Origin of the sequence: Streptomyces sp. Act143, assembly GCF_003143935.1 — a bacterium.
Lineage (GTDB): Bacteria > Actinomycetota > Actinomycetes > Streptomycetales > Streptomycetaceae > Streptomyces.
On the sequence record NZ_QFRX01000001.1, the window covers coordinates 9,062,286 to 9,083,392 of the forward strand.

General features: G+C 72.3%; 23 protein-coding genes. 12 read left to right on the forward strand and 11 right to left on the reverse strand.

Going from position 1 to position 21,107, the window contains the following annotated elements; genetic code table 11:
• Positions 1-7 precede the first annotated feature (7 nt).
• A complete protein-coding gene (locus DI272_RS41425) occupies positions 8-913 on the forward strand; it encodes a Gfo/Idh/MocA family protein (RefSeq protein ID WP_109500293.1) in 906 nt (301 codons plus the stop codon).
• Here the strand turns inward: DI272_RS41425 and lnt are convergent.
• From lnt to DI272_RS41440, 3 genes are all read right to left on the reverse strand, one after another.
• Complete coding sequence (gene lnt, locus DI272_RS41430) at positions 837-2,405, reverse strand: apolipoprotein N-acyltransferase (protein ID WP_109500294.1); 1,569 nt, start codon at positions 2,403-2,405, stop codon at positions 837-839. The two genes, DI272_RS41425 and lnt, sit on opposite strands and share 77 nt — an antisense overlap.
• Before the next feature lie 72 nt (positions 2,406-2,477).
• Positions 2,478-2,972 carry a nuclear transport factor 2 family protein gene (locus DI272_RS41435; RefSeq protein WP_109500295.1) on the reverse strand — a complete coding sequence of 165 codons (495 nt, stop codon included), beginning with the start codon at positions 2,970-2,972 and terminating at the stop codon, positions 2,478-2,480.
• 100 nt (positions 2,973-3,072) lie between these two features.
• Positions 3,073-4,251 carry an FAD-dependent monooxygenase gene (locus tag DI272_RS41440; RefSeq protein WP_109500296.1) on the reverse strand — a complete coding sequence of 393 codons (1,179 nt, stop codon included), beginning with the start codon at positions 4,249-4,251 and terminating at the stop codon, positions 3,073-3,075.
• 198 nt (positions 4,252-4,449) lie between these two features.
• Here DI272_RS41440 and DI272_RS41445 point away from each other — a divergent pair, with 198 nt between their 5' ends.
• Positions 4,450-5,697 carry a hypothetical protein gene (locus DI272_RS41445; protein WP_109500297.1) on the forward strand — a complete coding sequence of 416 codons (1,248 nt, stop codon included), beginning with the start codon at positions 4,450-4,452 and terminating at the stop codon, positions 5,695-5,697.
• Positions 5,698-5,706: 9 nt separating this feature from the next.
• On the opposite strand, the gene DI272_RS41450 is transcribed toward DI272_RS41445, so the two are convergent.
• A complete protein-coding gene (locus tag DI272_RS41450; protein WP_109500298.1) occupies positions 5,707-6,276 on the reverse strand; it encodes a chloramphenicol phosphotransferase CPT family protein in 570 nt (189 codons plus the stop codon).
• A gap of 43 nt (positions 6,277-6,319) precedes the next feature.
• On the opposite strand from DI272_RS41450, the gene DI272_RS41455 reads away from it, so the two are divergent.
• The gene (locus DI272_RS41455) at positions 6,320-6,898 is read left to right on the forward strand and encodes a hypothetical protein (RefSeq protein ID WP_219933875.1); all 579 of its coding nucleotides are present in this window, start codon (positions 6,320-6,322) and stop codon (positions 6,896-6,898) included.
• A gap of 14 nt (positions 6,899-6,912) precedes the next feature.
• On the opposite strand, the gene DI272_RS41460 is transcribed toward DI272_RS41455, so the two are convergent.
• Together DI272_RS41460 and DI272_RS41465 are read right to left on the reverse strand one after the other, a co-directional pair.
• On the reverse strand, positions 6,913-7,092 hold the full coding sequence (locus tag DI272_RS41460; RefSeq protein WP_109500299.1) for a hypothetical protein: 180 nt from the start codon (positions 7,090-7,092) through the stop codon (positions 6,913-6,915).
• 156 nt (positions 7,093-7,248) lie between these two features.
• Entirely contained in the window at positions 7,249-8,124 is an 876-nt protein-coding gene (locus tag DI272_RS41465) for an undecaprenyl-diphosphate phosphatase (protein WP_109500300.1), read from the reverse strand.
• Positions 8,125-8,430: 306 nt separating this feature from the next.
• Here DI272_RS41465 and DI272_RS41470 point away from each other — a divergent pair, with 306 nt between their 5' ends.
• The 4 genes from DI272_RS41470 to DI272_RS41485 are packed head-to-tail and all read left to right on the forward strand — an operon-like array spanning position 8,431 to position 12,109.
• Positions 8,431-9,591 (forward strand): Gfo/Idh/MocA family protein, encoded by a 1,161-nt coding sequence (locus DI272_RS41470; protein ID WP_109500301.1) that lies wholly within the window; start codon positions 8,431-8,433, stop codon positions 9,589-9,591.
• Positions 9,588-10,514: a PmoA family protein gene (locus DI272_RS41475; protein ID WP_109500302.1), complete on the forward strand. Its 927-nt coding sequence runs from the start codon at positions 9,588-9,590 to the stop codon at positions 10,512-10,514. The genes DI272_RS41470 and DI272_RS41475 overlap by 4 nt, the downstream gene beginning before the upstream one ends.
• A gap of 40 nt (positions 10,515-10,554) precedes the next feature.
• Positions 10,555-11,268 (forward strand): cupin, encoded by a 714-nt coding sequence (locus DI272_RS41480; RefSeq protein ID WP_109500303.1) that lies wholly within the window; start codon positions 10,555-10,557, stop codon positions 11,266-11,268.
• A 52-nt stretch (positions 11,269-11,320) separates the two neighbouring features.
• Complete coding sequence (locus DI272_RS41485) at positions 11,321-12,109, forward strand: alpha/beta fold hydrolase (RefSeq protein WP_109500304.1); 789 nt, start codon at positions 11,321-11,323, stop codon at positions 12,107-12,109.
• Positions 12,110-12,241: 132 nt separating this feature from the next.
• Here DI272_RS41485 and DI272_RS41490 read toward each other — a convergent pair whose 3' ends face one another.
• On the reverse strand, positions 12,242-12,715 hold the full coding sequence (locus tag DI272_RS41490; RefSeq protein ID WP_109500305.1) for a helix-turn-helix domain-containing protein: 474 nt from the start codon (positions 12,713-12,715) through the stop codon (positions 12,242-12,244).
• A gap of 104 nt (positions 12,716-12,819) precedes the next feature.
• Between DI272_RS41490 and DI272_RS41495 the strand changes: the two genes are divergently transcribed.
• Positions 12,820-13,989, forward strand: a complete 1,170-nt coding sequence (locus DI272_RS41495; RefSeq protein WP_109500306.1) for a thiolase family protein — start codon at positions 12,820-12,822, stop codon at positions 13,987-13,989.
• Here DI272_RS41495 and DI272_RS41500 read toward each other — a convergent pair.
• Entirely contained in the window at positions 13,986-14,780 is a 795-nt protein-coding gene (locus tag DI272_RS41500) for a TVP38/TMEM64 family protein (RefSeq protein ID WP_109500307.1), read from the reverse strand. The two genes, DI272_RS41495 and DI272_RS41500, sit on opposite strands and share 4 nt — an antisense overlap.
• 49 nt (positions 14,781-14,829) lie before the next feature.
• Here DI272_RS41500 and DI272_RS41505 point away from each other — a divergent pair, with 49 nt between their 5' ends.
• From DI272_RS41505 to DI272_RS41515, 4 genes are all read left to right on the forward strand, one after another.
• The gene (locus tag DI272_RS41505; RefSeq protein ID WP_109500308.1) at positions 14,830-15,552 is read left to right on the forward strand and encodes a DNA alkylation repair protein; all 723 of its coding nucleotides are present in this window, start codon (positions 14,830-14,832) and stop codon (positions 15,550-15,552) included.
• The gene (locus DI272_RS44795) at positions 15,549-15,713 is read left to right on the forward strand and encodes a hypothetical protein (RefSeq protein WP_181387590.1); all 165 of its coding nucleotides are present in this window, start codon (positions 15,549-15,551) and stop codon (positions 15,711-15,713) included. Before DI272_RS41505 ends, DI272_RS44795 begins: the two co-directional genes overlap by 4 nt.
• Positions 15,714-15,807: 94 nt before the next feature.
• Positions 15,808-16,989, forward strand: a complete 1,182-nt coding sequence (gene tuf, locus DI272_RS41510; RefSeq protein ID WP_109500309.1) for an elongation factor Tu — start codon at positions 15,808-15,810, stop codon at positions 16,987-16,989.
• A 96-nt stretch (positions 16,990-17,085) separates the two neighbouring features.
• Positions 17,086-17,931 (forward strand): spermidine synthase, encoded by an 846-nt coding sequence (locus DI272_RS41515; RefSeq protein ID WP_109501312.1) that lies wholly within the window; start codon positions 17,086-17,088, stop codon positions 17,929-17,931.
• On the opposite strand, the gene DI272_RS41520 is transcribed toward DI272_RS41515, so the two are convergent.
• The 3 genes from DI272_RS41520 to DI272_RS41530 all read right to left on the reverse strand — a co-directional run.
• Positions 17,893-19,194, reverse strand: coding sequence for an MFS transporter (locus tag DI272_RS41520; RefSeq protein WP_109500310.1), 1,302 nt, complete (start codon positions 19,192-19,194; stop codon positions 17,893-17,895). The genes DI272_RS41515 and DI272_RS41520 overlap by 39 nt on opposite strands.
• Positions 19,195-19,265: 71 nt before the next feature.
• Positions 19,266-20,297 (reverse strand): hypothetical protein, encoded by a 1,032-nt coding sequence (locus tag DI272_RS41525; protein WP_109500311.1) that lies wholly within the window; start codon positions 20,295-20,297, stop codon positions 19,266-19,268.
• A 91-nt stretch (positions 20,298-20,388) separates the two neighbouring features.
• Positions 20,389-21,107, reverse strand: a 719-nt coding sequence (locus DI272_RS41530) for a hypothetical protein (protein WP_258314823.1), incomplete at its 5' end; no start/stop codon positions are given.

The following is a 21,107-nucleotide window of genomic DNA, read 5'->3' on the forward strand; positions in this document are numbered from 1 at the left end:
TCTATCAGTGAAGGTCGGCTGCATCGGACTCGGCGACATCGCCCAGAAGGCCTACCTGCCGGTGCTCGGCGGCCTGCCCGGCGTCGAACTCCACCTCCAGACCCGGACGCCCGCCACCCTGGCCAGGGTCGCCGACGGCCTTCACCTCCCCGAGGGACAGCGGCACCAGGACCTCGACACGCTGCTCGCCACAGGCCTGGACGCGGCCTTCGTGCACGCGCCGACCGCCGTGCACCCGGAGATCGTGACGCGGCTGCTGGAGGCGGGCGTACCGACGTACGTCGACAAGCCGCTGGCCTACGAACTCGCCGACTCCGAGCGGCTGGTGACGCTCGCGGAGGAGCGCGGGGTGTCGCTGGCCGTCGGTTTCAACCGGCGGTTCGCGCCCGGGTACGCGCAGTGCGCCGACCACCCGCGCGAGCTGATCCTCATGCAGAAGAACCGCATCGGGCTGCCCGAGGAACCGCGTTCGATGATCCTCGACGACTTCATCCACGTCGTCGACACCCTGCGCTTCCTCGCCCCCGGCCCGGTCGACGACGTGACCGTGCGCGCCCGCGTCCAGGACGGTCTGCTGCACCACGTCGTCCTCCAGCTCGCCGGGGACGGCTTCACCGCGCTCGGCGTGATGAACCGGCTCAGCGGCTCCGCCGAGGAGATCCTGGAGGTCTCCGGCCAGGACACCAAGCGTCAGGTCGTCAACCTCGCCGAGATCGTCGACCACAAGGGCCAGCCGACCGTGCGCCGGCGCGGGGACTGGGTGCCGGTGGCCCGGCAGCGCGGCATCGAACAGGCGGTGCTCGCCTTCCTCGACGCGGTGCGCGCGGGCAAGGTGCTCAGCGCCCGGGACGCGCTGGCGACCCATGAGCTGTGCGAGCGGGTGGTACGCGCGGTGCGGGAGCGGTCCGCCTGAGCCGTACGGCCGTCAGGCCCTGTACGACGCACCAGGCGGCCAGGATCAGCAGCGCCACGTCCGTCGGCCAGTCGCCGAGGCGGACGTACGGGGTGACGCCGGTGGCCAGCGGGACGTCGTAGACCGCGGACGTGCTCGCGTCCGTGGGCAGCCAGGAGCCGACCCGCTGTCCTTCCGGGCCGTACACCGCCGACACCCCGGTCAGCGTCGCGTGCACCATCGGGCGGCCCGTCTCCGCGGCACGCAGGGCGGCCAGCGAGGCGTGCTGTTCGGGCGCCCAGCTCTCCTGGAACGTCGACGTCGCCGACTGCGCGATCAGCACCTCGGCGCCGGCCTCCGCGAGATGGCGGCTCATGTCGGGGAACGCGGACTCGAAGCAGACCATCGGGCCGATCTGCAGCCCGTGCCCTACGTCCATCACGACCTGTTCGCTGCCGCGCCGCCGGTCCTCGCCCGCGGCCTTGCCCACCGAGGTCGCCCAGCCGAGCAGGGAGCGGGCCGGGATGTACTCGCCGAACGGCACGAGCCGCATCTTGTCGTACCGGTCCCCGGTGAGCCCGTCCGGGCCGACCAGCACCGAGCTCTTGTAGATGCCGGGCTTGTCGGAGCGGCGGGCGTCCACGTTGACGAGGATGTCGGCGCCGGTCTCCCGGGAGAGCGCGGCGAGCCTTCCGGCCAGGTCGGGCCGGTCGCCGAGGTCGAAGCCGACACTGCTCTCGCCCCACACGACCAGGTCGACGTCCCGCCCGGCGAGTTCGCGGGTCAGCCGCTCCTCGCGGGCGAAGCGCTTGTCGCCGCTGCCCAGCCCGTCGATGACACCCGGCTGCACGACCGCGATCCGCACCCGGCCGTCCGCTTCGGGACGCGGTGACCACGTCCAGGCCGCGGAGGTGACGGCGGCGGTGGCGACGAGACCGGCGACCGCGGGCACGCGGGACCGGGGGAGGACCACCAGGACGGCGACCGCGACGTTCACGGCCACGATCAGGAAGCTGATCAGCCACACTCCACCGACCGAGGCCAGCCGCAGCGCGGGCTCCACCTGCCACTGACTGGAGCCGAGCACGCCCCACGGCCCGCCCAGCCCCTGCCAGGAGCGGACCAGCTCCACCAGCAGCCAGCCCGACGGGAGGACGAAGAAGGCGCCGACGACCCGCCGGCCGGGGCCGGTCAGAAAGTGCCGGACCAGCCATCCCCAGGGCGCCCACAGCCCGCCGAGCAGGGCCGCGATGACGAGCGTGAAGACATGCAGGCTCGGCAGCAGCCAATGGTGCATCGCCAGCATGAAGCCGAACCCGCCCGCCCAGCCGTCGTACGCCGCCCGCTTCCCGGTCGGTGCGGAGCGGGCCAGCGTGATCCAGGGGACCAGGGCGACGTAGGCGAACCACCACAGCGAGGGGGCCGGGAAGGCGAGCACGGGCAGCGCCCCGGCCAGGGCGGCGACCGCGGATCTCCGCCACGGGGTGGTGAGCCAGTGGCCGAGCGTCTTCATGCGGCGCCTCCCTACCCCGTGCGTCCCTCCAGTGTGCTCGGTACGGACGCCCCGGGGACAGAGGGCATCGCCTCAGTTGATCACGGGCGCGGGCCGGGGGCCCGGAAGGCGCCGCCACTTCTCGTGCACGACCACCTCGCGCAGCCGCCAGCCGTCGGCCGTGCGCAGCAGCCCGAAGGCGTACCGGCCGCCGCACACGAAGTCGGGCGCCGAGGACGCCTCGCCGTCCTGGCCGTCCCGCACGAAGCGCATCGGATTGATGTAGTCGGCCTGCACCCGGGCCGTGTCTCCCGTGTCGTGGTCCAGCGTGCCGAAGGTGACGCGGCGGTTGACGATCAGATGCTGCCGCATCGAGAAGAGGCTCAGGCTCTCCGCCAGCCAGGCCGCGACCTGCCCGGCGTCCCCCTCGACCCCGCCGGCCGACCGGTAGTCCGCCCGCCCGTCCGGGGCGAACAGGCTTCGGTACGCCGTCCAGTCGCCGTCGTCCACGGCCACCGCGTAGTCGGTGATCAGTCCGTCGACGGCCAGCCGGTCCATCACGGTGGCGAGCTCCACACGCTGCGTCATGGGCCGAGTGTTGGGCATGGGACGGGCCGGGCCAAGGGGTGTGCGCCGACAATCGGGCCGCGGAGGGCTCCAGTCGGGTCCGTGGTCGGGGGCGCGGCGCTCATCGCGGCGCCGGATCGTCGAGGACGTCGGCGGCCCAGGCGCTCGACGCCGACCAGAAACGGTGCTCCGCCGCGTGGGCCGCCATCCGGGCGTCGCGCGCACGGGCCGCCGGGCCGTCCGGCAGATGGAACTCCTCGCCCGCGCGCGCGGAGCGGGCCTGCATGCCGGTGGCGGCGGCCAGGCGCCTGCCCACATACCGGTCGAGCGCCTCGGGTACGTCGTCCGAGGCCGCGTTCGTGAGACAGTCGCCCAGCACGGCCGCGTCGAGGATCGCCTGCGCCGCACCCTGTGCCTGGAAGGGCACCATGGCGTGGGCGCTGTCGCCCAGCAACGTCACCCGCCCTACGTGCCAACGGGCCAGCGGAGTACGGGTGTAGATGCCCCAGCGGTACATCCGCCCCGCGCGTTCCAGGACTTGGACCACCCGGTGCTCCCACCCCGTGAACGCCCGTAGCGGTTCTCCGGGTTCCGCCAGCGCGGTCCACGACTCGTGTGCCGTCTCCGTCCCGAACACGGCGACGACGTTGAGGAGTTCACCCCGGCGCAGCCAGTAGTGGACGAAGTGCCGGCCGGGCCCGAGCCATATCCCGGTGTCCGGCAGTTCCAGATCGGCGACCTCGGTGGCCGGAAGCAGCGCCCGGTAGGCGGCCGTCCCCGAGAACACCGCCTCGTCCGCCCCGAACAGCCACCGGCGGGCCGCGGAGCGGATGCCGTCGGCGGCCACCACCAGGTCCGCCGTGAGGCGTTCGCCGTCGGCGGTCGTCACCGTGGCCGACTTGTCGTCCTGGTCGATGCCCACGACCTCGGTGCCCAGACGTACCGACCCGGGCGGCACCGCGGCGGCCAGCGCCTGCTGGAGATCGGCCCGGTGGACCTGCAGATAGGGCGCCCCGAACTCGTCGTCGACCTCACGTCCCAGCGTGTAACGGCAGATCTCCGTGCCGTCGGACCAGGTACGGAAGCTGAGCCGGCCGGGCGGCGCGGCCTGCGCGGCGACCGCGTCGAGCCGGCCCAGCCGACGCAGCACCCGCGTGGCGTTCGGGGCGAGTTGGATTCCGGCACCGGTCTCGGTGTACCGCGGTGTCTGCTCGACCAGCGTCACCTCGACCCCGGCCCGGCGCAGCGCCAGCGTCGCGGCCAGTCCCCCGATGCCTGCGCCCATGACGATCGCTCGCATGCCACGACGGTAGCGAAGACGACCGCGGTGCGGTGCGGGGGATTTCGGGCGTCGCCCAGCAGGGCGAGGAGGGGGTGCTGGGGGTGCTGGGGGGTTGAGACGGCTCCATCATGACAGGTCGGAGCGGGTCTTCGTAGGACGAACGGCACTGCCCGGGAGGCTTGTTGCGGCCCCCTCCCGGCTCTGAGAATCGCCGTCATGAATCACTCGGAGAAGGTCGATCAGGATGCGGTGCTGAGGGCGCGGACGATTCTGCTCGAGTCGGGGAGGCCGAGCGTCGCGCGGCAGGTCGAGGCGTACCGGGTGCTGTCGGCGGTGAGTCCGCTGACCTATGGTCCGAAACTGGTCGAGGCGCTGGTGTCGTACGGATACCAGCCGGAGGTCCGTGACCTGCCGGAAGCGCGGCTGGCCCGGCACGCGGAGGCGGTGGCCGTGGCGCGGCGCATCGACGAGGGGGACCCGCGGCGGACCGAGCTGCTGGTCCGGGCCCTGGACTCCTACCAGCACGGCCTCTACGCCCTGGGGCGCCGGACGGAGGGCCTCGCCGTCTGTGAGGAGATGGCCGCGGCCGGGCGGTGGGGCTTCGACCACGGGCAGGTGCAGAGCCCCATGTACGGGCACTGGCGGCTTTCGGAGGTTCTGGCCGAGGAGGGACGGTACGACGAGGCGGCGGAGATCTGCGGGAAGTCGGTCGACGCGATGCGGCCGCTGACCCCGGAGGACAACTCCTTCTGGTCGGTGGTGCGGTGGGTCGCCGCACTGGAGGCCGCCGGACGGCAGGAGGCGGCGATCGACGCCTTCGCGGAACTGGTGGACATCACCCGGGCGGAAGTCGCCGCGGACAGCACCGCGTTGGCGATCCAGGTGTGGCAACTGACCCACCAAGCACGGATGCTGGATACCGCCGATCGCCGGAGCGGGGCCGCGGCGGCCCGGCAGGAGGCCCTCGTCCTCCTGGCCGAGCTGGATCTCACCGGTGAGCGCAAGAGCTGGAGCAACATCCTGTCGTGGTGGGTCACCCTGCTCGCCCTGTCGGGCCGGTCCGCGGAGCCCGTACCGGACGCGCAGACACCGGGTCCGGGCTTCGGTGCGCCGTACCTGGACTGGTCGACGGATGTCAGACACGCCTACTTCGAGGGGCTGGAGACGCTGGAGGAACAGGTCGCCGCGCTGCGCGAGGACCCGTCCACCCCGCTGCCTGAGCTGATCGCCCAGCACCGCAGACTGACCGTACGCACCGCCGTGTACCGGGAACAGCGCCACCACCGCATCCTCAAACCACTGCGCCCGGTCTTCGCCGAGGGCGTGGCCCTCGCCCGCCGCCTCGGCGAGCCGGAGAGCCTGCGCGAGGCCCTGACGGACCGGGCCATGTTCCTCGTCGCGGCCATGCAGTACGGCGAGGCGTACGACGACTTCCGCGAAGCCTGTGAGCTGCCGGTCCGCTGATCCGGGGCGTCACACGGCCGCGCCCAGCCGCTCGAACGCGGTGGGTGTCGGGCGGCCGGGCAGGAACTCCTTGATGCGCACGGCGCATTCGCGCGGGGTGGCGCGGCTCGTGTCGCACTCGATGTCGTAGATCCCGTGGGAGTGCACCTGCTCCAGCTGACGCGCCGCGAGCCCGGCCGGCCGGTCGCCGCGCCCGCGCTCGCGGCGCTCCAGCTCCTCCGGCGGGCAGTGCACACCGACGAACACCACCTGCCGGGGAACGAACAGGGACAGGCAGTCGCGGAGCCGCCACTCGGCGCTCAGGACATGGTCGACGACGACGTTGTTCCCCGCGGCGGCCATTCCGGCGACCGCGCGGTGGAAGCCCTGCCAGGTGCGGTGCAGCACGGTGCCCAGCTGGTCCGGCGGCACCGGCGCACTCGACCGCATCGCGTGGAAGGCGTCCACGGGCAGGTGGAAGTACGGCTCGTCGAGCACCGACAGCAACGCGGTCGCGATGCTCGACTTGCCCGAACTGGAGGTGCCGTTCAGGAAGATGACGAGGCCCTGGCGCGGGGGGACGCTGTCGAGGTGTCTCATGGAGTGGATCTTAGGAGGGGTGCGTCCGGGAGAGGATGGCCCTATGACATACGCCGCCCTCTTCCGCCACCAGTTCTGGGGCGAAGGCACATACGAACTGGCCATCGAGGTCGGTTCGAGTGACGACGCCGACCTGCAGGCCGTCCTGGACGCGGTGTGGGGCGCGGCGGGGGTGCGGGGCTGCTACGGGCACCGGGACCGGGAGCCGGAGGAGCAGGAGGCCGTGCCGTGCTCGGTGGTCTCGCTGGAGGAGTTCGGACAGCTCCTCGGCCGGGTCCGGCTGCCTTCGGGGGAGCTTGTCGTGTGTGAGGTGACGGCGGTGCGGGGCGGTGACGACAGCGGCGACTGGCTGGATCTCGGTGTGCCGCTCTCGGCCTTGCGGCAGGCGGGCGTGACCTTCGAGGACGGTCCCTACCACCGCTCCGCTGCCGCGGACGACTGGCTGGCCGTCATCGGCCTGGACGCGTTCCGCAGGGCGCCCTTCAGTCTCGGCCTGGTCGGGTGGAGCGTCTCCGGCCTGGCCGACGCCGGGACGCTGGACGGCGTGCTGCCGGCGAAGCGTGGCATGGGCTATCTGCTGCCCGGCGGCGGGGGCCTGCGCTACGGAGCCGTCAACGACTGAGCCGGGCGGCCCGGTCAGGCCGCCTCGATGACACTGCCGCGGATCGCGGCCGCCCACTCGACCACCAGCAGCTCGTACTCCTCGCGCTCCTGGGTCGACAGCGAACCGCCCGCCCGCAGCCACAACGCACGGATCTGCTCGTTCACTTCGGCAGCAGACCGCACGGAACCAGAGGCCATGGAATCGGGGGACATGCGGACAAGCCTAGGGGCAAGCACTGACACTGCGCTACCGAACGGCTACCCACAACGTATGTGATGGGTCACGGCGTTCACTGGGCGAACGTGTTGGATTTCGTCCGCGGGCCCCACGGCCCCCATGGACCCCGCGGGCCGCGGACGCCGGGGGTGTCAGCCCGACGACTCCGCCGCGTGCGGGCTGAGCGCGCCGACCGACACGAGCACGATGACCAGGATGCCGAGCGCGATGCGGTACCAGACAAACGGCATGAAGCTCTTGGTGGAGATGAACTTCATGAACCACGCGATGACCGCATACCCGACGGCGAACGCCACGATCGTCGCGAAGATCGTCGGCCCCCACTCCACATGGCCGCCCTCCAGCGCGTCCTTGGTCTCGAACAGGCCGGAGGCCAGCACGGCGGGGATGGCGAGGAGGAAGGAGTAGCGGGCCGCGGCCTCGCGCCGGTAGCCCATGAAGAGGCCGCCGCTGATGGTGGCGCCGGAGCGGGAGACGCCCGGGATCAGGGCGCAGGCCTGGCAGAGGCCGAAGATCAGGCCGTCCCGGACGCCCAGGTCCTCCAGCGACTTGCGCTGGGTCGGCGCGCGGTGCTTGCCGCCGCTCTCGTCGCGGGCGGCCATGCGGTCGGCGATGCCGATGACGACGCCGACCACGATGAGCATGGTCGCGGTGATGCGCAGATCGCGGAACGGGCCCTCGATCTGATCCTTGAGGGTGACGCCGAGCAGGCCGATCGGGATCGAGCCGACGATCACCAGCCAGCCCATCTGGGCGTCGTGGTCGCTGCGCATGGCCTTGTTCGTCAGCGACCGGAACCAGGCCGCGATGATGCGCCCGATGTCCTTGCGGAAGTAGATCAGCACGGCGGCCTCGGTGCCGATCTGGGTGATCGCCGTGAAGGCCGCGCCCGGGTCCTTCCACTCGAAGAAGGCCGCCGTCAGCCGCAGATGCGCGCTGGAGGAGACCGGGAGGAACTCGGTGAGCCCCTGGACGAGTCCGAGGATGAGGGATTCAAACCAAGACATGAAGGTACGGAGTCCAAGCGCTGATCGTGGAAGGAGCGACGGGCACACCGAGCCGCCCGGGCCACGGTGATCACAGGTGTGGAGGGCAGCCTAGCGTCCGCCGGTGACGGGTCCGGCACAGGGGCTTCGCGGGGAGTTCGGGGGGAGGCGGTGACCAGGGGGTGAGAAGACCCCGTGGGCTGGGGTACGACCTGTTGACCGGTCATAGTCCCGCCGCTTAGGTTGCTGCGGAGAGAAAGCGCTTGCTGGTCGTATGGCAGGCGTCGGCGCTGTCCGCCGTTCGTACGAGGAGTGCTGATCACGCCCATGTCCCCCCTCACTCCCTTCGACGGGCGCCGCATCCGCGCCGCCGTCATCGGCACCGGCGCCATCGCGCGCGGCTCCCACCTGCCCGCGCTCGCCAAGCTCGCCGAGGAGGGCGAGACCGAGGTCGTCGCCGCGGTCGACATCGACGCCGCGGCCGTCGAGGAGTTCTGTACCGCCGGCGGGATTCCGCACGCCTACACCGACCTCGACCGCATGCTCCGCGAACAGCGGCCCGACCTGGTCACCATCTGCACCCCGCCCACCCTGCACCGCGAGCAGAGCATCGCCGCGCTGCGGGCCGGGGCCTGGGTCTGGTGCGAGAAGCCGCCGATGCCGACGCTGGCCGACTACGCGGCGGTGGAGGCGGAGGAGGGTGCGGAGAGCGGTCCATACTCCTCCATCGTCTTCCAGCACCGATTCGGTTCGGGCACCCGGCATGTGCGCCGCCTGCTCGCCGAGCAGGCCCTCGGCCGACCGCTGGTCGCCCACTGCCAGACCACCTGGTACCGCGACACCGCCTACTACGCCGTGCCCTGGCGCGGGCGCTGGGCGACCGAGGGCGGCGGCCCCGCCATGGGGCACGGCATCCACCAGATGGACCTCCTGCTCGACCTGCTCGGGCCCTGGAGCGAGGTGCGGGCCATGGCTGGGAGGCTGGTGCACGACGTGGAGACCGAGGACGTCTCCACCGCCCTGGTCCGCTTCGCGAACGGCGCCATGGCCACGGTCGTGAACAGCGTCCTGAGCCCCGACGAGGTCAGCCGCATCCGCATCGACTGCGAGCGGGCGACCGTCGAGCTCACCCACCTCTACGGCCACAGCAACGCGAACTGGTGCATCACACCGGCCCGGGACGTGCCGGGCGACGAGGCGGACGCCTGGCGGGACTTCGGCCCGGACGTGCCCAGTTCGCACCTGGAGCAGCTGCGCGAACTGGTCGCGAGCATGCGGGCCGGGCAGCGCCCGCGCAGCAGCGGCGCCGACGGGCGCACCAGCCTGGAACTGATCGCCGCACTCTACAAGTCGGCGTTCACGGACGCCACGGTGAAGGCGGGCGAGATCGGCCCCGGCGACCCGTACTACACGGCCATGCACGGCAACGCGCCCGGCTGGGCACCCGCGGCCACCGCCCCGGTCGCCGGCGAGGAGGTGCCCGCATGAGCGCGCTGCGCATCGTCCACGCGCACGGCGACCGCATCACCGTCACCGACCCCGCCACCGGCGTCGAGCTGCTCGCGTACGTGTACCGCCCGGAGGCGGCCTGGGAGGCGCCCAAGCCGTACATCCACCCGCTGCGGACCCTGGCCGGCGACGTCGTCACCGACTACCGCCCGAACGACCACCGCTGGCACAAGGGCCTGTCCCTGACCGCCTCGCACGTGTCGGGCGCCAACCTGTGGGGCGGCAACTCCTACGTCCACGGCGAGGGCTACCTCGAACTCCCCGAGCGCGTCGGTTCGATGGTCCATGCCGCCTTCGACGAGGTCGCCGCGCACGACGACCGGGTCGTCATCGCCGAGCGTCTCACGTGGCACCCGTACAGCGGCGAGCTGTGGGCCGACGAGCGGCGCCGCATCGAGATCCACGACGTCGACCCCGAGTCCGGTTCCTGGGCGCTGACCTGGACGAGCGCCATCACCAACCGGCGCGACGAGCCGCTGCTCTTCGGCAGCCCCACCACCGCCGGACGCGAGCTCGCCGGATACACCGGCCTGTTCTGGCGCGGCCCGCGGGCCTTCCGCGACGGCCGGATCACCGCCCCGGACGCCGAGGGGCCGGGCCTGCTGGGCGCGCAGGCGCCCTGGCTGGCCTTCTCCGGCGAGCACGACGGCACGGACGGCCACGCCACCCTCGTCTTCGAACACGCCCCCGAGAACGACCACTTGGGCACCGGAGGCGCCCACCCGGCCCACTGGTTCGTCCGCAACGACCCGTTCGCCGGTGTGGCCCCCTCCTGGGCCTTCTACGACGAACTCGAACTGGCCCCCGGCGCCACCCTCACCCGCCGCTACCGCGTCGTCGTCGCCGACGGCGTCTGGGAGCGGGAGGGGATCGCCAAGTACCTCGAGACCCACCCGTGGTGACCGGCGGGACCGGCGCTGCCTGGGTGACCGGGGGGCCGGGGTGACTACTTACGAAGGGCTCCCCGGTGGGGTCGCCGTGTCGCACCTGTGCGTCTACGACTGGCCCGCCGCCGACGGTCTGCACGGCGGCACCCCCCATGTGCACCTGGTCTGCTCGGAGGCGTACGTCGTCACCGGCGGCCGGGGTGCCGTGCAGACCCTCACGACGTCCGGGTACGAGGTCACGCCCCTCGTGCCCGGCACGGTCGCCCGGTTCACGCCGGGCACCGTTCACCGGCTGGTCAACGAGGGCGGGCTGCGCATCACCGTCCTCATGCAGAACAGCGGCCTGCCGGAGGCGGGGGACGCGGTGCTGACGCTGCCCCCGGAACACCTGACCGACCCGGAGACCTACGCCGCCGCGACCACGATCCCGGCGGACGCGCCCGAGGCGGAACGGGAGCGGATCGCCCGGGCCCGGCGCGACCTCGCCCTGGAGGGCTACCGGCGGCTGCGGGAGGCGGCGGACGGCCCGGAGGCGCTGGCCGCCTTCCACCGGGCCGCTGCCGCGCTCGTACGGCCTCGGCTCGCCGAGTGGCGCGAGCGGTGGCGCAACGGTGCCGCGGCGGCAGCGGCGGCCACGGGGGAGCAGCTCGACCGGTTGGAGCGGGGCGAGACCTCCCACCTCGCCGACGCCGTCGTACGGTCCGAACAGCCCTCGGAGCACGGCAGGTTCGGGATGTGCGGGCGGCTGGACGTCTATCGGGGCGGCTGACCCGGCCGCCGGCCGTCGCGACATCGGCGGCGCCCGCGCCTAGCCTGGAGTCATGGCCACGGTGCAGGCAGCCGGCGTCGAAGTCGCCTACGACCGTGTCGGGCAGGGGCCGCCGCTGGTCCTCGTGCACGGCGCGGGCTGCAACGCCCGGATGTGGCGGCCGCAGGTGTCGGGGCTGGCCGACGAGTTCACGATGGTGGCCTGGGACGAGCCGGGAGCCGGACGTTCCTCGCATCTCCCGCCCGGCTTCGCCCTCGCCGACTACGCCCGCTGCCTCGCCGCGGTGGTCGAGGACGTGGGGCTCGGTCCGGCCCATCTCGCCGGGCTCTCCTGGGGCGGCACGGTCGTGCTGGAGTTGTACCGGCACCACCCGGAGCTGGTCAGGACGCTGGTGCTGGCCGACACCTACGCGGGGTGGAAGGGCTCGCTGCCGCCCGAGGAGGTGGCGGCCCGGGTCGAGGGCGTGCGCCGGATGCTCGCGGCGCCGCGGGAGGAGTTCGATCCGACGCTGCCGGGTCTGTTCGCCGGCGCACCGCCCGCCGAGTTCGTCCCGCTGCTCGACGCCATGGCGCGGGACGTGCGCCCGGAGAGCATGGGCGCGCAGCTTTCCCTGATGGCCGAGGCGGACGAACGGGACCTGCTGCCGCGGATCGCGGTGCCGACCCTGCTGGTGTGGGGCGAACTCGACGCCCGGTCGCCCCTGACCGTCGCCCGCGCCTTCGAGGAGGCGGTCCCGGGCGCCGAGCTGGTGGTGATTCCCGGCGCCGGGCACGTCAGCAACCTGGACGCGCCGGACCCCTTCAACCAGGCCGTGCGCGCGTTCTGCCGGGCGCACCGCTGAGCATGCCGGGCGCGTGGGCAAGGCACGTCGGGTGTCCCGCTGAGACGTCGGGTGCATCGAGCACGCCGGGTGCATCGAGCACGCCGGGTGCGTGGACAAGCGCGTCGGGTGCCCCGCCGAGCCGGTACGACGTCACACCGCCGCCGTCGGCCCCGCCACGGTCCATCCAGGGACCTGGGGGTGGGCGCTCAGGTCCTCGTGGCGCACGGCCTCGCCGCAGGCCCGGCAGGTGACGACCGGGAGCAGTTCGTTGCCGCAGGAGTGCTCGATGACCATGGGCCGGTCGTCGTCCTGGCGCAGGTGCCGGTCGCCCCACGCCATGAGGGTCATGAGGACCGGCTCCAGCTCCAGTCCCGCCTGGGTGGGCCGGTACTCGAAGCGCTGCGGTCGCTCGCTGTAGGCGCGCTTCGTCAGGATTCCGGCGTCGACGAGCCGGCGCAACCGGGTGGCGAGGATGTCGCGCGGGGCGCCGATGTTGCGCACCAGCTGGTCGAAGCGGCCGTTGCCGAGGCAGACCTCGCGCAGGACCAGCAGGGAGTACTTCTCGCCGACCAGCGCCAGGGTGTCGGCGATGGAACAGGGGCGCGGGTCTTTCGTGGCGGCCATGAGGCCGATTCTAGGGGAGGGTTTGTTTTTCCAACTCACAGAGTTAGAGTGAGTTCGGATTTCCTACTGACCGGTAGCTGTCTGGTGACCGCGGAGGCCGCACCATGCGTGACGCAGTGATCGTCGAAGCCGTACGCACTCCCATAGGCAAGGGCAAGCCCAACGGCACCCTCGCGCACGTCCACCCCGTCGAACTCCTCGCCCACACCCTGCGCACCCTCGTCGAGCGCTCCGGCGTCGACCCGGCCCTGATCGACGACGTCATCGGCGGCACCGTCGACCAGGTCGGCGAGCAGGCCATGAACACCACCCGCTACGCCGTGCTGTCGGCGGGCTTCCCGGAGACGGTCCCGGCGACCACCGTGGACCGCCAGTGCGGCTCCTCCCAGCAGGCCGTGCACTTCGCCGCGCAGGGCGTGATGTCGGGCGCGTACGACCTGGTCGTGGCCTGCGGCGTGGAGTCGATGAGCCGCGTGCCGATGTGGTCCAACGTGCCGCCCGGCGCCGACCCCTTCGGCCCGGGCGTCGCCGAGCGCTTCCCCGAGGGGCTCGTCCCGCAGGGCATCAGCGCCGAGCTCATCGCGGCCAAGTGGTCGATCACGCGCGAGCAGATGGACGCCTTCGCGGTGTCCTCGCACCGGAAGGCGGCCGACGCCTGGGCGGCGGGGCTCTTCGACGCCGAAGTGGCTGCCCTGGAGGGCGTCTCGCGCGACGAGTGCGTCCGGCCGTCCAGTACACCCGAGATCCTCGCCGGGCTCAAGCCCGCCTACTACGACCCGGTCTTCGCCGAGCGCTTCCCGCAGATCGAGTGGAACGTCACGGCGGGCAACGCCAGCCCGATCAACGACGGCGCCTCGGCCGTCCTCATCACGTCCGGCGAGACGGCCGCCCGCCTCGGCCTGCGCCCGCTGGCCCGGCTGCACAGCTTCGCCGTGACCGGCTCGGACCCGCTGCTGATGCTGACCGGTGTCGTCCCGGCCACGGAGAAGGTGCTGCGCAGGGCCTCACTGTCCCTCGACGACATCGATCTGTTCGAGGTCAACGAGGCCTTCTCCAGCGTGGTGCTCGCCTGGCAGCAGGAGACCGGCGCGGATCCTGACAAGGTCAACGTGCACGGGGGCGCCATCGCCCTCGGACATCCCCTCGGGGCGAGCGGCACGCGGCTGACGACGACGCTCGTGCACGCGATGGGGGAGCGCGGTGCCCGCTACGCGCTCCAGACCATGTGCGAGGCGGGCGGCCTGGCCAACGCGATGATCCTGGAGCGGGTCTAGATCGTGTCCTGGCGGCGCCGCAGATGATGCCGCTTCCGCCACGCCACCACCGCCCCCGCCAGCGCCGGAACCGCGATCGCCGCCATGGCGATCAGGAAGGCGGGGGACGTCGGTGCCGAAGCGCGGGCCCCCGCCACCGCGTACGCTGCGGTGTTCGGTACCGAGCCGAGCGCCGTCGCCAGCAGGAACGGGACGTAGCCCATGCGCGAGACGGCGGCGCAGTAGTTCGCGGCGGCGAACGGCACCCCGGGGAACAGCCGCACCGCCAGCATCGAACGGAAGCCGTGCCGGCTCAGCTGGCCGTCGGCCGCCTTCAGCCAGCGGCCCCGCAGCAGCGGACGCAGCGCGTCCTGGCCGAGCACCCGGCCGAGGGCGAAGGAGATGCCGGCCCCGAGCACCGTGCCCCCCAGGGCGGCCCCCAACCCCAACTGGCTGCCGAAGAGCGCGCCCGCCGCGAGGTTCAGCAGCGGGCGCGGCACGAACGCCACGGTGCACAGCCCGTACGCCGCCGCGAACACCAGCGCCGCCGCGGCGCCGCCCAGCTGCGGTGGCCAGCCGTCCGCCAGCAGCCGCTGCGGCTCGAACAGCAACACGGCCGCGCCGGCCCCCACGAGCAGGGCGACGAGCAGGGAGAGCCGCGACCAGGGCGAGAGCAGCACTCTCGAACAGCGGGCGGCGAGGCCCACCGGGGTGGGCACGGGGACGGCGGGAGCGGCGAGCGCGAGCTCTGTGACGGCGGCAGGGGAAGCGGCCGTGGCGGTGCCCCCAGAGCGGGTGGTGGCATCGAGCATCCGGTGACACTAACCGACTGATGTGTGTGATCGCCGTATGGTTCGTCTCATGAGCGTCACAGGTGTGGGATCTCCCTCACTGCCGCGCAGCACCCTTGCCGACAGCGTGCTGGAGCGGCTCACGGCCACGTACGGCGCCGCGGCCGACCCCGAGCGGGCCGCGCCCATGCGGGCGTACATGAAGGACGTCGCTCCCTTCCTCGGCCTCACCACCCCCGTGCGCCGCGCGCTGTCCCGCACGGTCCTGGAGGGCATGCCCCGCCCCGACGAGGCCGACTGCACGGCCGTCGCGCTGCGCTGCTGGCGGCTGCCCGAGCGTGAGTACCAGTACTTCGCCGTCGACTACCTTCGCCGTCACGCGCGCGTGCTGTCGTCCGGCTTCCTGCCGGTGGCCCGGCACCTGGTCTCCACGGTCCCCTGGTGGGACACCGTGGACCTGCTGGCCGCGCACGTGGTCGGCGCCCTCGTCACGGCCGACCCGGCCCTCAAGGCGGACATGGACGCCTGGATCGTGGACGACGACCTGTGGGTCGCCCGCACCGCCCTGCTCCACCAGCTCCGCTACAAGGAGCGCACCGACACCGAACGCCTCTTCACCTACTGCCTGCACCAGTCCGGACACCCCGACTTCTTCATCCGCAAGGCGATCGGCTGGGCGCTGCGCGAGTACGCCAAGACCGACCCGGAGGCCGTACGGAGCTTCCTCGCGCGGGAGAAGGGCCGCTTCGCGCCGCTGTCGGTGCGGGAGGCGCTGAAGAACATCGGGGCGTGAACTCCCCCGCCCTGAAAAACCGTTCGACGTCGGGCAAACCGTCGGCAATGATCGACACCATGTTCCGGCACGCCTTCGTCCTCGCAGCATCCGCAGTCGCGGATGCACCGAAGGCTGCCGTTCCCGTCTTCCTGACGGCTGTCGACGGCGCCCGAAGCTGACCCTCTCCGGATCGTCCGGCGGACCCCGCAGGGGGAGGGTCGGCAAGTCCTTGGGGTCCCCGCTTTCTTCACGAAGAGACTTCGAGGTACAGCCATGTCCAAGACGGCATACGTGCGCACCAAACCGCATCTGAACATCGGCACCATGGGCCATGTCGACCACGGCAAGACCACGCTGACCGCCGCCATCACCAAGGTCCTCGCGGACCGCGGCGCCGGCACCTTCGTCCCGTTCGACCGCATCGACCGGGCCCCGGAGGAGGCCGCGCGCGGCATCACCATCAACATCGCGCACGTCGAGTACGAGACCGACACCCGGCACTACGCCCACGTGGACATGCCGGGCCACGCCGACTACGTCAAGAACATGGTCACCGGCGCCGCGCAGCTCGACGGGGCGATCCTCGTCGTCTCCGCGCTCGACGGGATCATGCCGCAGACCGCCGAACACGTCCTGCTCGCCCGGCAGGTGGGCGTCGACCACATCGTCGTCGCCCTCAACAAGGCCGACGCCGTCGGCGACGGCGAGGATGCCGAGCTCATCGACCTCGTCGAGCTGGAGGTCCGCGACCTGCTCAGCTCGCAGGGCTACGGCGGGGACGCGGTCCCTGTCGTACGGGTCTCCGGGCTCAAGGCGCTGGAGGGCGACCCGCGGTGGACGGCGTCCATCGAGGCGCTGCTCGACGCGGTGGACACCTACGTGCCCATGCCGGAGCGGTACTTGGACGCGCCGTTCCTGCTGCCCGTCGAGAACGTGCTCACCATCACCGGCCGGGGGACCGTGGTCACCGGCGCGGTGGAGCGGGGGACCGTGAAGGTGGGCGACCGGGTCGAAGTGCTGGGCGCCTCCGTGGAGACGGTGGTCACCGGACTGGAGACGTTCGGCAAGCCCATGGAGGAGGCGCAGGCCGGGGACAACGTGGCGTTGCTGCTGCGGGGCGTGCCGCGGGACGCGGTGCGGCGCGGGCATGTCGTCGCGGCGCCGGGGTCCGTCGAGCCGCGGCGGCGGTTCTCGGCGCAGGTGTATGTGCTGTCCTCGCGTGAGGGCGGGCGTACGACACCTGTGTCCACGGGATATCGGCCGCAGTTCTACATCCGCACCGCGGATGTGGTGGGGGACGTCGACCTCGGCGAGGTGGCGGTCGCCCGGCCCGGGGAGACGGTCACGATGACCGTCGAGCTGGGGCGGGAGGTGCCGCTTGAGCCCGGGCTCGGATTCGCCGTCCGTGAGGGTGGCCGGACCGTCGGGGCCGGGACCGTGACCGCCGTCGGGTGAGGGGGCTGAGGTGAGTGGGGGGCTGCGGGCCGTATGCGGCTGGTCGCGCAGTTCCCCGCGCCCCTGAGCTGCGTGCGGCACAGGCACAATGGACACGTGACCGAAGCCCTCCCCGTCGCCCGCACCGTCGATCACGGGTTCGCCAAGCTCATGCCCGACGTCGACCGCGAACGGGCCTGGCTGCTCACCGTCGACGGGGCGCCTCAGTCGTATGTCGATCTGGACGAGCCGACGCACCTCGAGTTCGAGTACGCGCGTCGGCTCGGCCACGTCCTGGACATCACGACCGACCCCGGACAGCCGCTCGACGTGCTGCACCTCGGTGGGGGTGCGCTGACCCTGCCCCGATACGTCGCCGCCACCCGGCCGGGCTCCCGGCAGGACGTCGTCGAGGCCGACCGGGGACTGCTGGAGCTGGTGGTGGAGCATCTCCCGATCGCCGACGGCTCCGGTATGGCGCTGCACGCCGCCGACGCGCGTACCTGGCTGGAGGAGGCGCCCGGCGACTCCGCGGACGTGCTCGTCGCCGATGTCTTCGGCGGCTCGCGCGTTCCCGCGCACCTCACGTCCGTCGGGTACGTCCGGGAGGCCGGCCGGGTGCTGCGCGACGGAGGCCTCTACCTGGCCAACCTCGCCGACGCCGCGCCCTTCGCCTTCCTGCGCTCCCAACTGGCGACCCTGGGCACGGTGTTCGAGGAGCTCGCACTCATCGCCGAGCCGGGGGTGCTGCGCGGGCGGCGGTTCGGGAACGCCGTGGTCGTCGCCGCCCGGCAGCCCTTCGACACCGCCGCGCTGGCCCGGCGCACCGCCGCCGACACCTTTCCGGCCCGGGTGGAGGCCGGCGACGCCCTGCGGGCGTTCATGGGCGCGGCGCGGCCCGTGCGGGACGAGGACGCCGTGCCGTCACCCGAGCCCCCCGACGGGGCGTTCGGCATCGGCTGAGGCGGTGCCGGGGGCGGACTGCGCCACCCGCTTGGTCGTGCGGCGCAGATTGCGCACGTCGGGGACGCACAGAACCGCCGCCGTGACGACCACGACCAGCGCCGCACAGCCCCACAGCGCGGTGGAGCGGCCGAACGCCGACTCCGCCGGACCGGCCAGCGCCGTCGCCAGCGGCACCATGGCGACCGAGCCGAACCAGTCGTACGCCGAGACCCGGGACAGCTTCTCCTCCGGGATCTCCTGATGGAGCGCGGTCATCCAGCTCACGGAGAAGACCTCCAGTGTCACCCCGGTGCAGAACATCACCGCGCACAGGACCGGAACCGACGCCGGGAGCGCGAGGGCGGCCGAGGGCAGGGCCAGGGGGAAGACGCAGAGCGTCCCGGCGAGGAGGAGGCGGCGCGGCCTCCAGCGGGTCATCAGCAGGGCGCCGCCCACCGTGCCCGCGCCGAAGAAGCCGAGCGCCAGACCCCAGGGACCCGCCCCGCCCAGGTGGTCCCGGGCGACGAGGGGGCCGTAGACCGCGTCGGCCGCCGCGACGACGGCGTTCGCGAGCGAGAACTGGACGACGATGCCCCACAACCAGGGTCGGCCGATGAACTCCCGCCAGCCCTCCCGGAGGTCGGAGAGCATGCCGCCGCCCGGTGCGCGGGGCGGGATGTGGCTCACGTCCAGGAACGAGCGCAGCGCCCCGGCCAGCGCGAACGCCGCCGCGTCCGCCGCCAGGACCCAGCCCGGACCTATCACGGCGACCATCGCGCCGCCCAGCGCGGCCCCGCCCAGGGCCGCGCCCTGCATCGCCATCCGGAACACCGCGAACGCCCGGCTCGCCTGCTCGCCCGAGACCGAGGACATCAGCATGCCCTCGGCGGCCGGGCCGAAGAACGCCTGCCCCGTGCCGCCCAGCGCGGTCAGCAGCATCATCTGCCACAGCCGCGGTTCACCGGCGAGGACCAGCACGGCGAACAGACCCTGCGAAGCGCAGTTGAGGGCGTTCGCGGCGACCATCACCCGGTGTCTCGGCAGCCGGTCCGCCACCGCCCCGCCGATCAGCAGGAAGACCACCAGCGGCAGCGTCCGCGCGGCGGCCACCAGACCCACGTCACCACCGTCGCCGCCGCTCTCCAGCACGGCGAACGCGGCGGCGATCAGCGCGCCCTGGCTGCCGAGGTTGGTGATGAACGCGGCGGAGGTCAGCAGGCTGTAGTTGCGGCCGGCCCAGTCGGGTCTGCGGCGGCCTGTCGAGGCGTCGGCGGAGGTCACCGGCCGACTATCCCGCCCCGCACCCGGATTGCCAAACCGTTATCGGCCGGAGCGAGCCGGGTGCCGGCCGGTCACCCCGTGGGTTCGCCGTACAGCCGGACCGTGCTGAGGATCTTCTGGATCGTCGCCTCGGGCACCTCGTCACCGACGCCCTTGGCGCCGTAGAACGTCCAGGAGACGAAGTCGCCCGCGGAGTTCTTGAACGCGAACGTGGTCGCTTTGCCGTCGGAGTCGCACTTGCCCTTTTTTGTCACGCCCGTCGAGTACGTCGTCGCGACGCTGCCCTCGACGCCCGAGGCGGTGGTGTAGGACTTCGGCTTGCCGATGGTGAGCAGCTTCTTGGACTTGTCCGTCTGGTCGGTGTAGCCGCCGAACACCCACCACGCCGAGTCGTTGCGGGCCACGTCGGCGGTGTTCTTCGCCCCGTTCTGGCCCTTGGTGCCCGCCGCGGCCAGCGCGGTGTCACTGGTGCCGCCGTTCTTGTCGTCGTCGGAGGTGCACCACTTCTCCTTGAGGTAGGCCGGGGCGGACATGCCGATGAGGACCGAGCCGTCGCCCTTCTTCTCGTCCTCGAAGCCTATGAAGACACCCGGTGTCTCGACCTTCCAGTCGGCCGGTACGTCGAAGGCGGTGCCCCACTTGGGATTCACCACGACCTTCCAGCCGGGGACCGTCGGCTGCGCGCCTTCGCCGCCGCGCGGATTGTCGGTACCGGTCGACGAACTGGGGCTCGCGGACTGGGACTTGGCTGCCGTGGCGGTCGGGCTCGGATCGTCGCCCCCGCCGGCCTCGTCGTCCTTGTCGCCGCCCAGGACCAGGAACCCGGTGACGCCGGCGGCCACGACGACCGCGAGGGCCGCGACGATCGCGGTCACCTTCGTACGGTCGCCGCCCCCGCCGTTGCCGCCGCCCTGCGCGGGTTGCGGAAGACCCGGCGTGTCCCACTGCGTCGGCGGCTGCGGCGGCTGCTGTGCGTAGGGGTTGGGCTGCTGATAGCCGGGCTGCTGGTACGGGTTGGGTTGCTGGTACCCCGGCTGCTGGTAGGGGTTGTTCTGGTCCTGCGGGTTCTGCTCGCCCCCGGGCGGCTGCTGTCCTGGCCACATGGCCGGTAACCATAGAGCGGCCGGGAGGCCGGTGCCACGCCGACCCGGAAAGGGTCCGAGGTGTGGACGACCGGCCTCCACCGGAGGGGTGTCAGCCGGTCGGTTCGCCGTGCAGGCGGACCGTGCCGAGGATCTTCATGATGGTGGCGTCCGGCAGTTCGTCCTTCACGCCCGTGGCGCCGTACAGGCTGAACGCCACGAAGTCACCGGCGGAGTTCTTGAACCCGAACGTGACCGCCTTGCCGTCGGTCGCGCACTTGCCCTTGCGGGGCGTGTTCTTGGAGCGGGCCCAGGCGATGCTGCCCTCGACGCCGGACGTGGTCGTGAACTTCTTGGCCTTCTCGTCGAACGTGATGCTCTTCTTGTCCGGCTGCGTGTAGCCGCCGAACACCCACCACGGGACCTGGTTGACCGCGACCTCGTCGGTGTCCTTGGCGCCGTTCGCGCCCTTGGTGCCCGCGGTGGCCAGCGCGGTGTCCTCGGTGTCACCGTTCTTGTCGTCGTCGGAGGTGCACCACTTCTCCTTGAGGTAGGCCGGTGCGGACATGGTGATGATGGGCTTGTCGCCGGCCTTGGCGTTGTCCTTCTCGAAGCCGATGAGCATGCCCGGCGACTCGACCTGCCAGTCCCCGGGGACGTCGAAGGCGGTGCCCCACTTGGGGTTGATGACGACCTTCCAGCCCGGGATCGTCGCCTGCTCCGCCTCGCCGCCGCGCGGATTGTCGTCCGAGCCGGAGGCGGAGGCACTGGGGTCGGTACCGGTGGACTTCGACGGGGCCGCCGACTGGCTCCCCTTGCCCGAGCCGCCGT

Bases quoted from the DNA above. Each gene is read 5' to 3' on its own strand.
- DI272_RS41435 (WP_109500295.1), bottom strand. From the start codon at position 2,972: ATGACGCAGCGTGTGGAGCTCGCCACCGTGATGGACCGGCTGGCCGTC.
- DI272_RS41445 (WP_109500297.1), top strand. From the start codon at position 4,450: ATGAATCACTCGGAGAAGGTCGATCAGGATGCGGTGCTGAGGGCGCGG.
- DI272_RS41460 (WP_109500299.1), bottom strand. From the start codon at position 7,092: ATGTCCCCCGATTCCATGGCCTCTGGTTCCGTGCGGTCTGCTGCCGAA.
- DI272_RS41485 (WP_109500304.1), top strand. From the start codon at position 11,321: ATGGCCACGGTGCAGGCAGCCGGCGTCGAAGTCGCCTACGACCGTGTC.
- DI272_RS41505 (WP_109500308.1), top strand. From the start codon at position 14,830: ATGAGCGTCACAGGTGTGGGATCTCCCTCACTGCCGCGCAGCACCCTT.
- DI272_RS41465 (WP_109500300.1), bottom strand. From the start codon at position 8,124: ATGTCTTGGTTTGAATCCCTCATCCTCGGACTCGTCCAGGGGCTCACC.
- DI272_RS41525 (WP_109500311.1), bottom strand. From the start codon at position 20,297: ATGTGGCCAGGACAGCAGCCGCCCGGGGGCGAGCAGAACCCGCAGGAC.
- lnt (WP_109500294.1), bottom strand. From the start codon at position 2,405: ATGAAGACGCTCGGCCACTGGCTCACCACCCCGTGGCGGAGATCCGCG.
- tuf (WP_109500309.1), top strand. From the start codon at position 15,808: ATGTCCAAGACGGCATACGTGCGCACCAAACCGCATCTGAACATCGGC.
- DI272_RS41500 (WP_109500307.1), bottom strand. From the start codon at position 14,780: ATGCTCGATGCCACCACCCGCTCTGGGGGCACCGCCACGGCCGCTTCC.
- DI272_RS41470 (WP_109500301.1), top strand. From the start codon at position 8,431: ATGTCCCCCCTCACTCCCTTCGACGGGCGCCGCATCCGCGCCGCCGTC.
- DI272_RS41490 (WP_109500305.1), bottom strand. From the start codon at position 12,715: ATGGCCGCCACGAAAGACCCGCGCCCCTGTTCCATCGCCGACACCCTG.
- DI272_RS41455 (WP_219933875.1), top strand. From the start codon at position 6,320: ATGACATACGCCGCCCTCTTCCGCCACCAGTTCTGGGGCGAAGGCACA.
- DI272_RS41450 (WP_109500298.1), bottom strand. From the start codon at position 6,276: ATGAGACACCTCGACAGCGTCCCCCCGCGCCAGGGCCTCGTCATCTTC.
- DI272_RS41495 (WP_109500306.1), top strand. From the start codon at position 12,820: ATGCGTGACGCAGTGATCGTCGAAGCCGTACGCACTCCCATAGGCAAG.
- DI272_RS41475 (WP_109500302.1), top strand. From the start codon at position 9,588: ATGAGCGCGCTGCGCATCGTCCACGCGCACGGCGACCGCATCACCGTC.
- DI272_RS41440 (WP_109500296.1), bottom strand. From the start codon at position 4,251: ATGCGAGCGATCGTCATGGGCGCAGGCATCGGGGGACTGGCCGCGACG.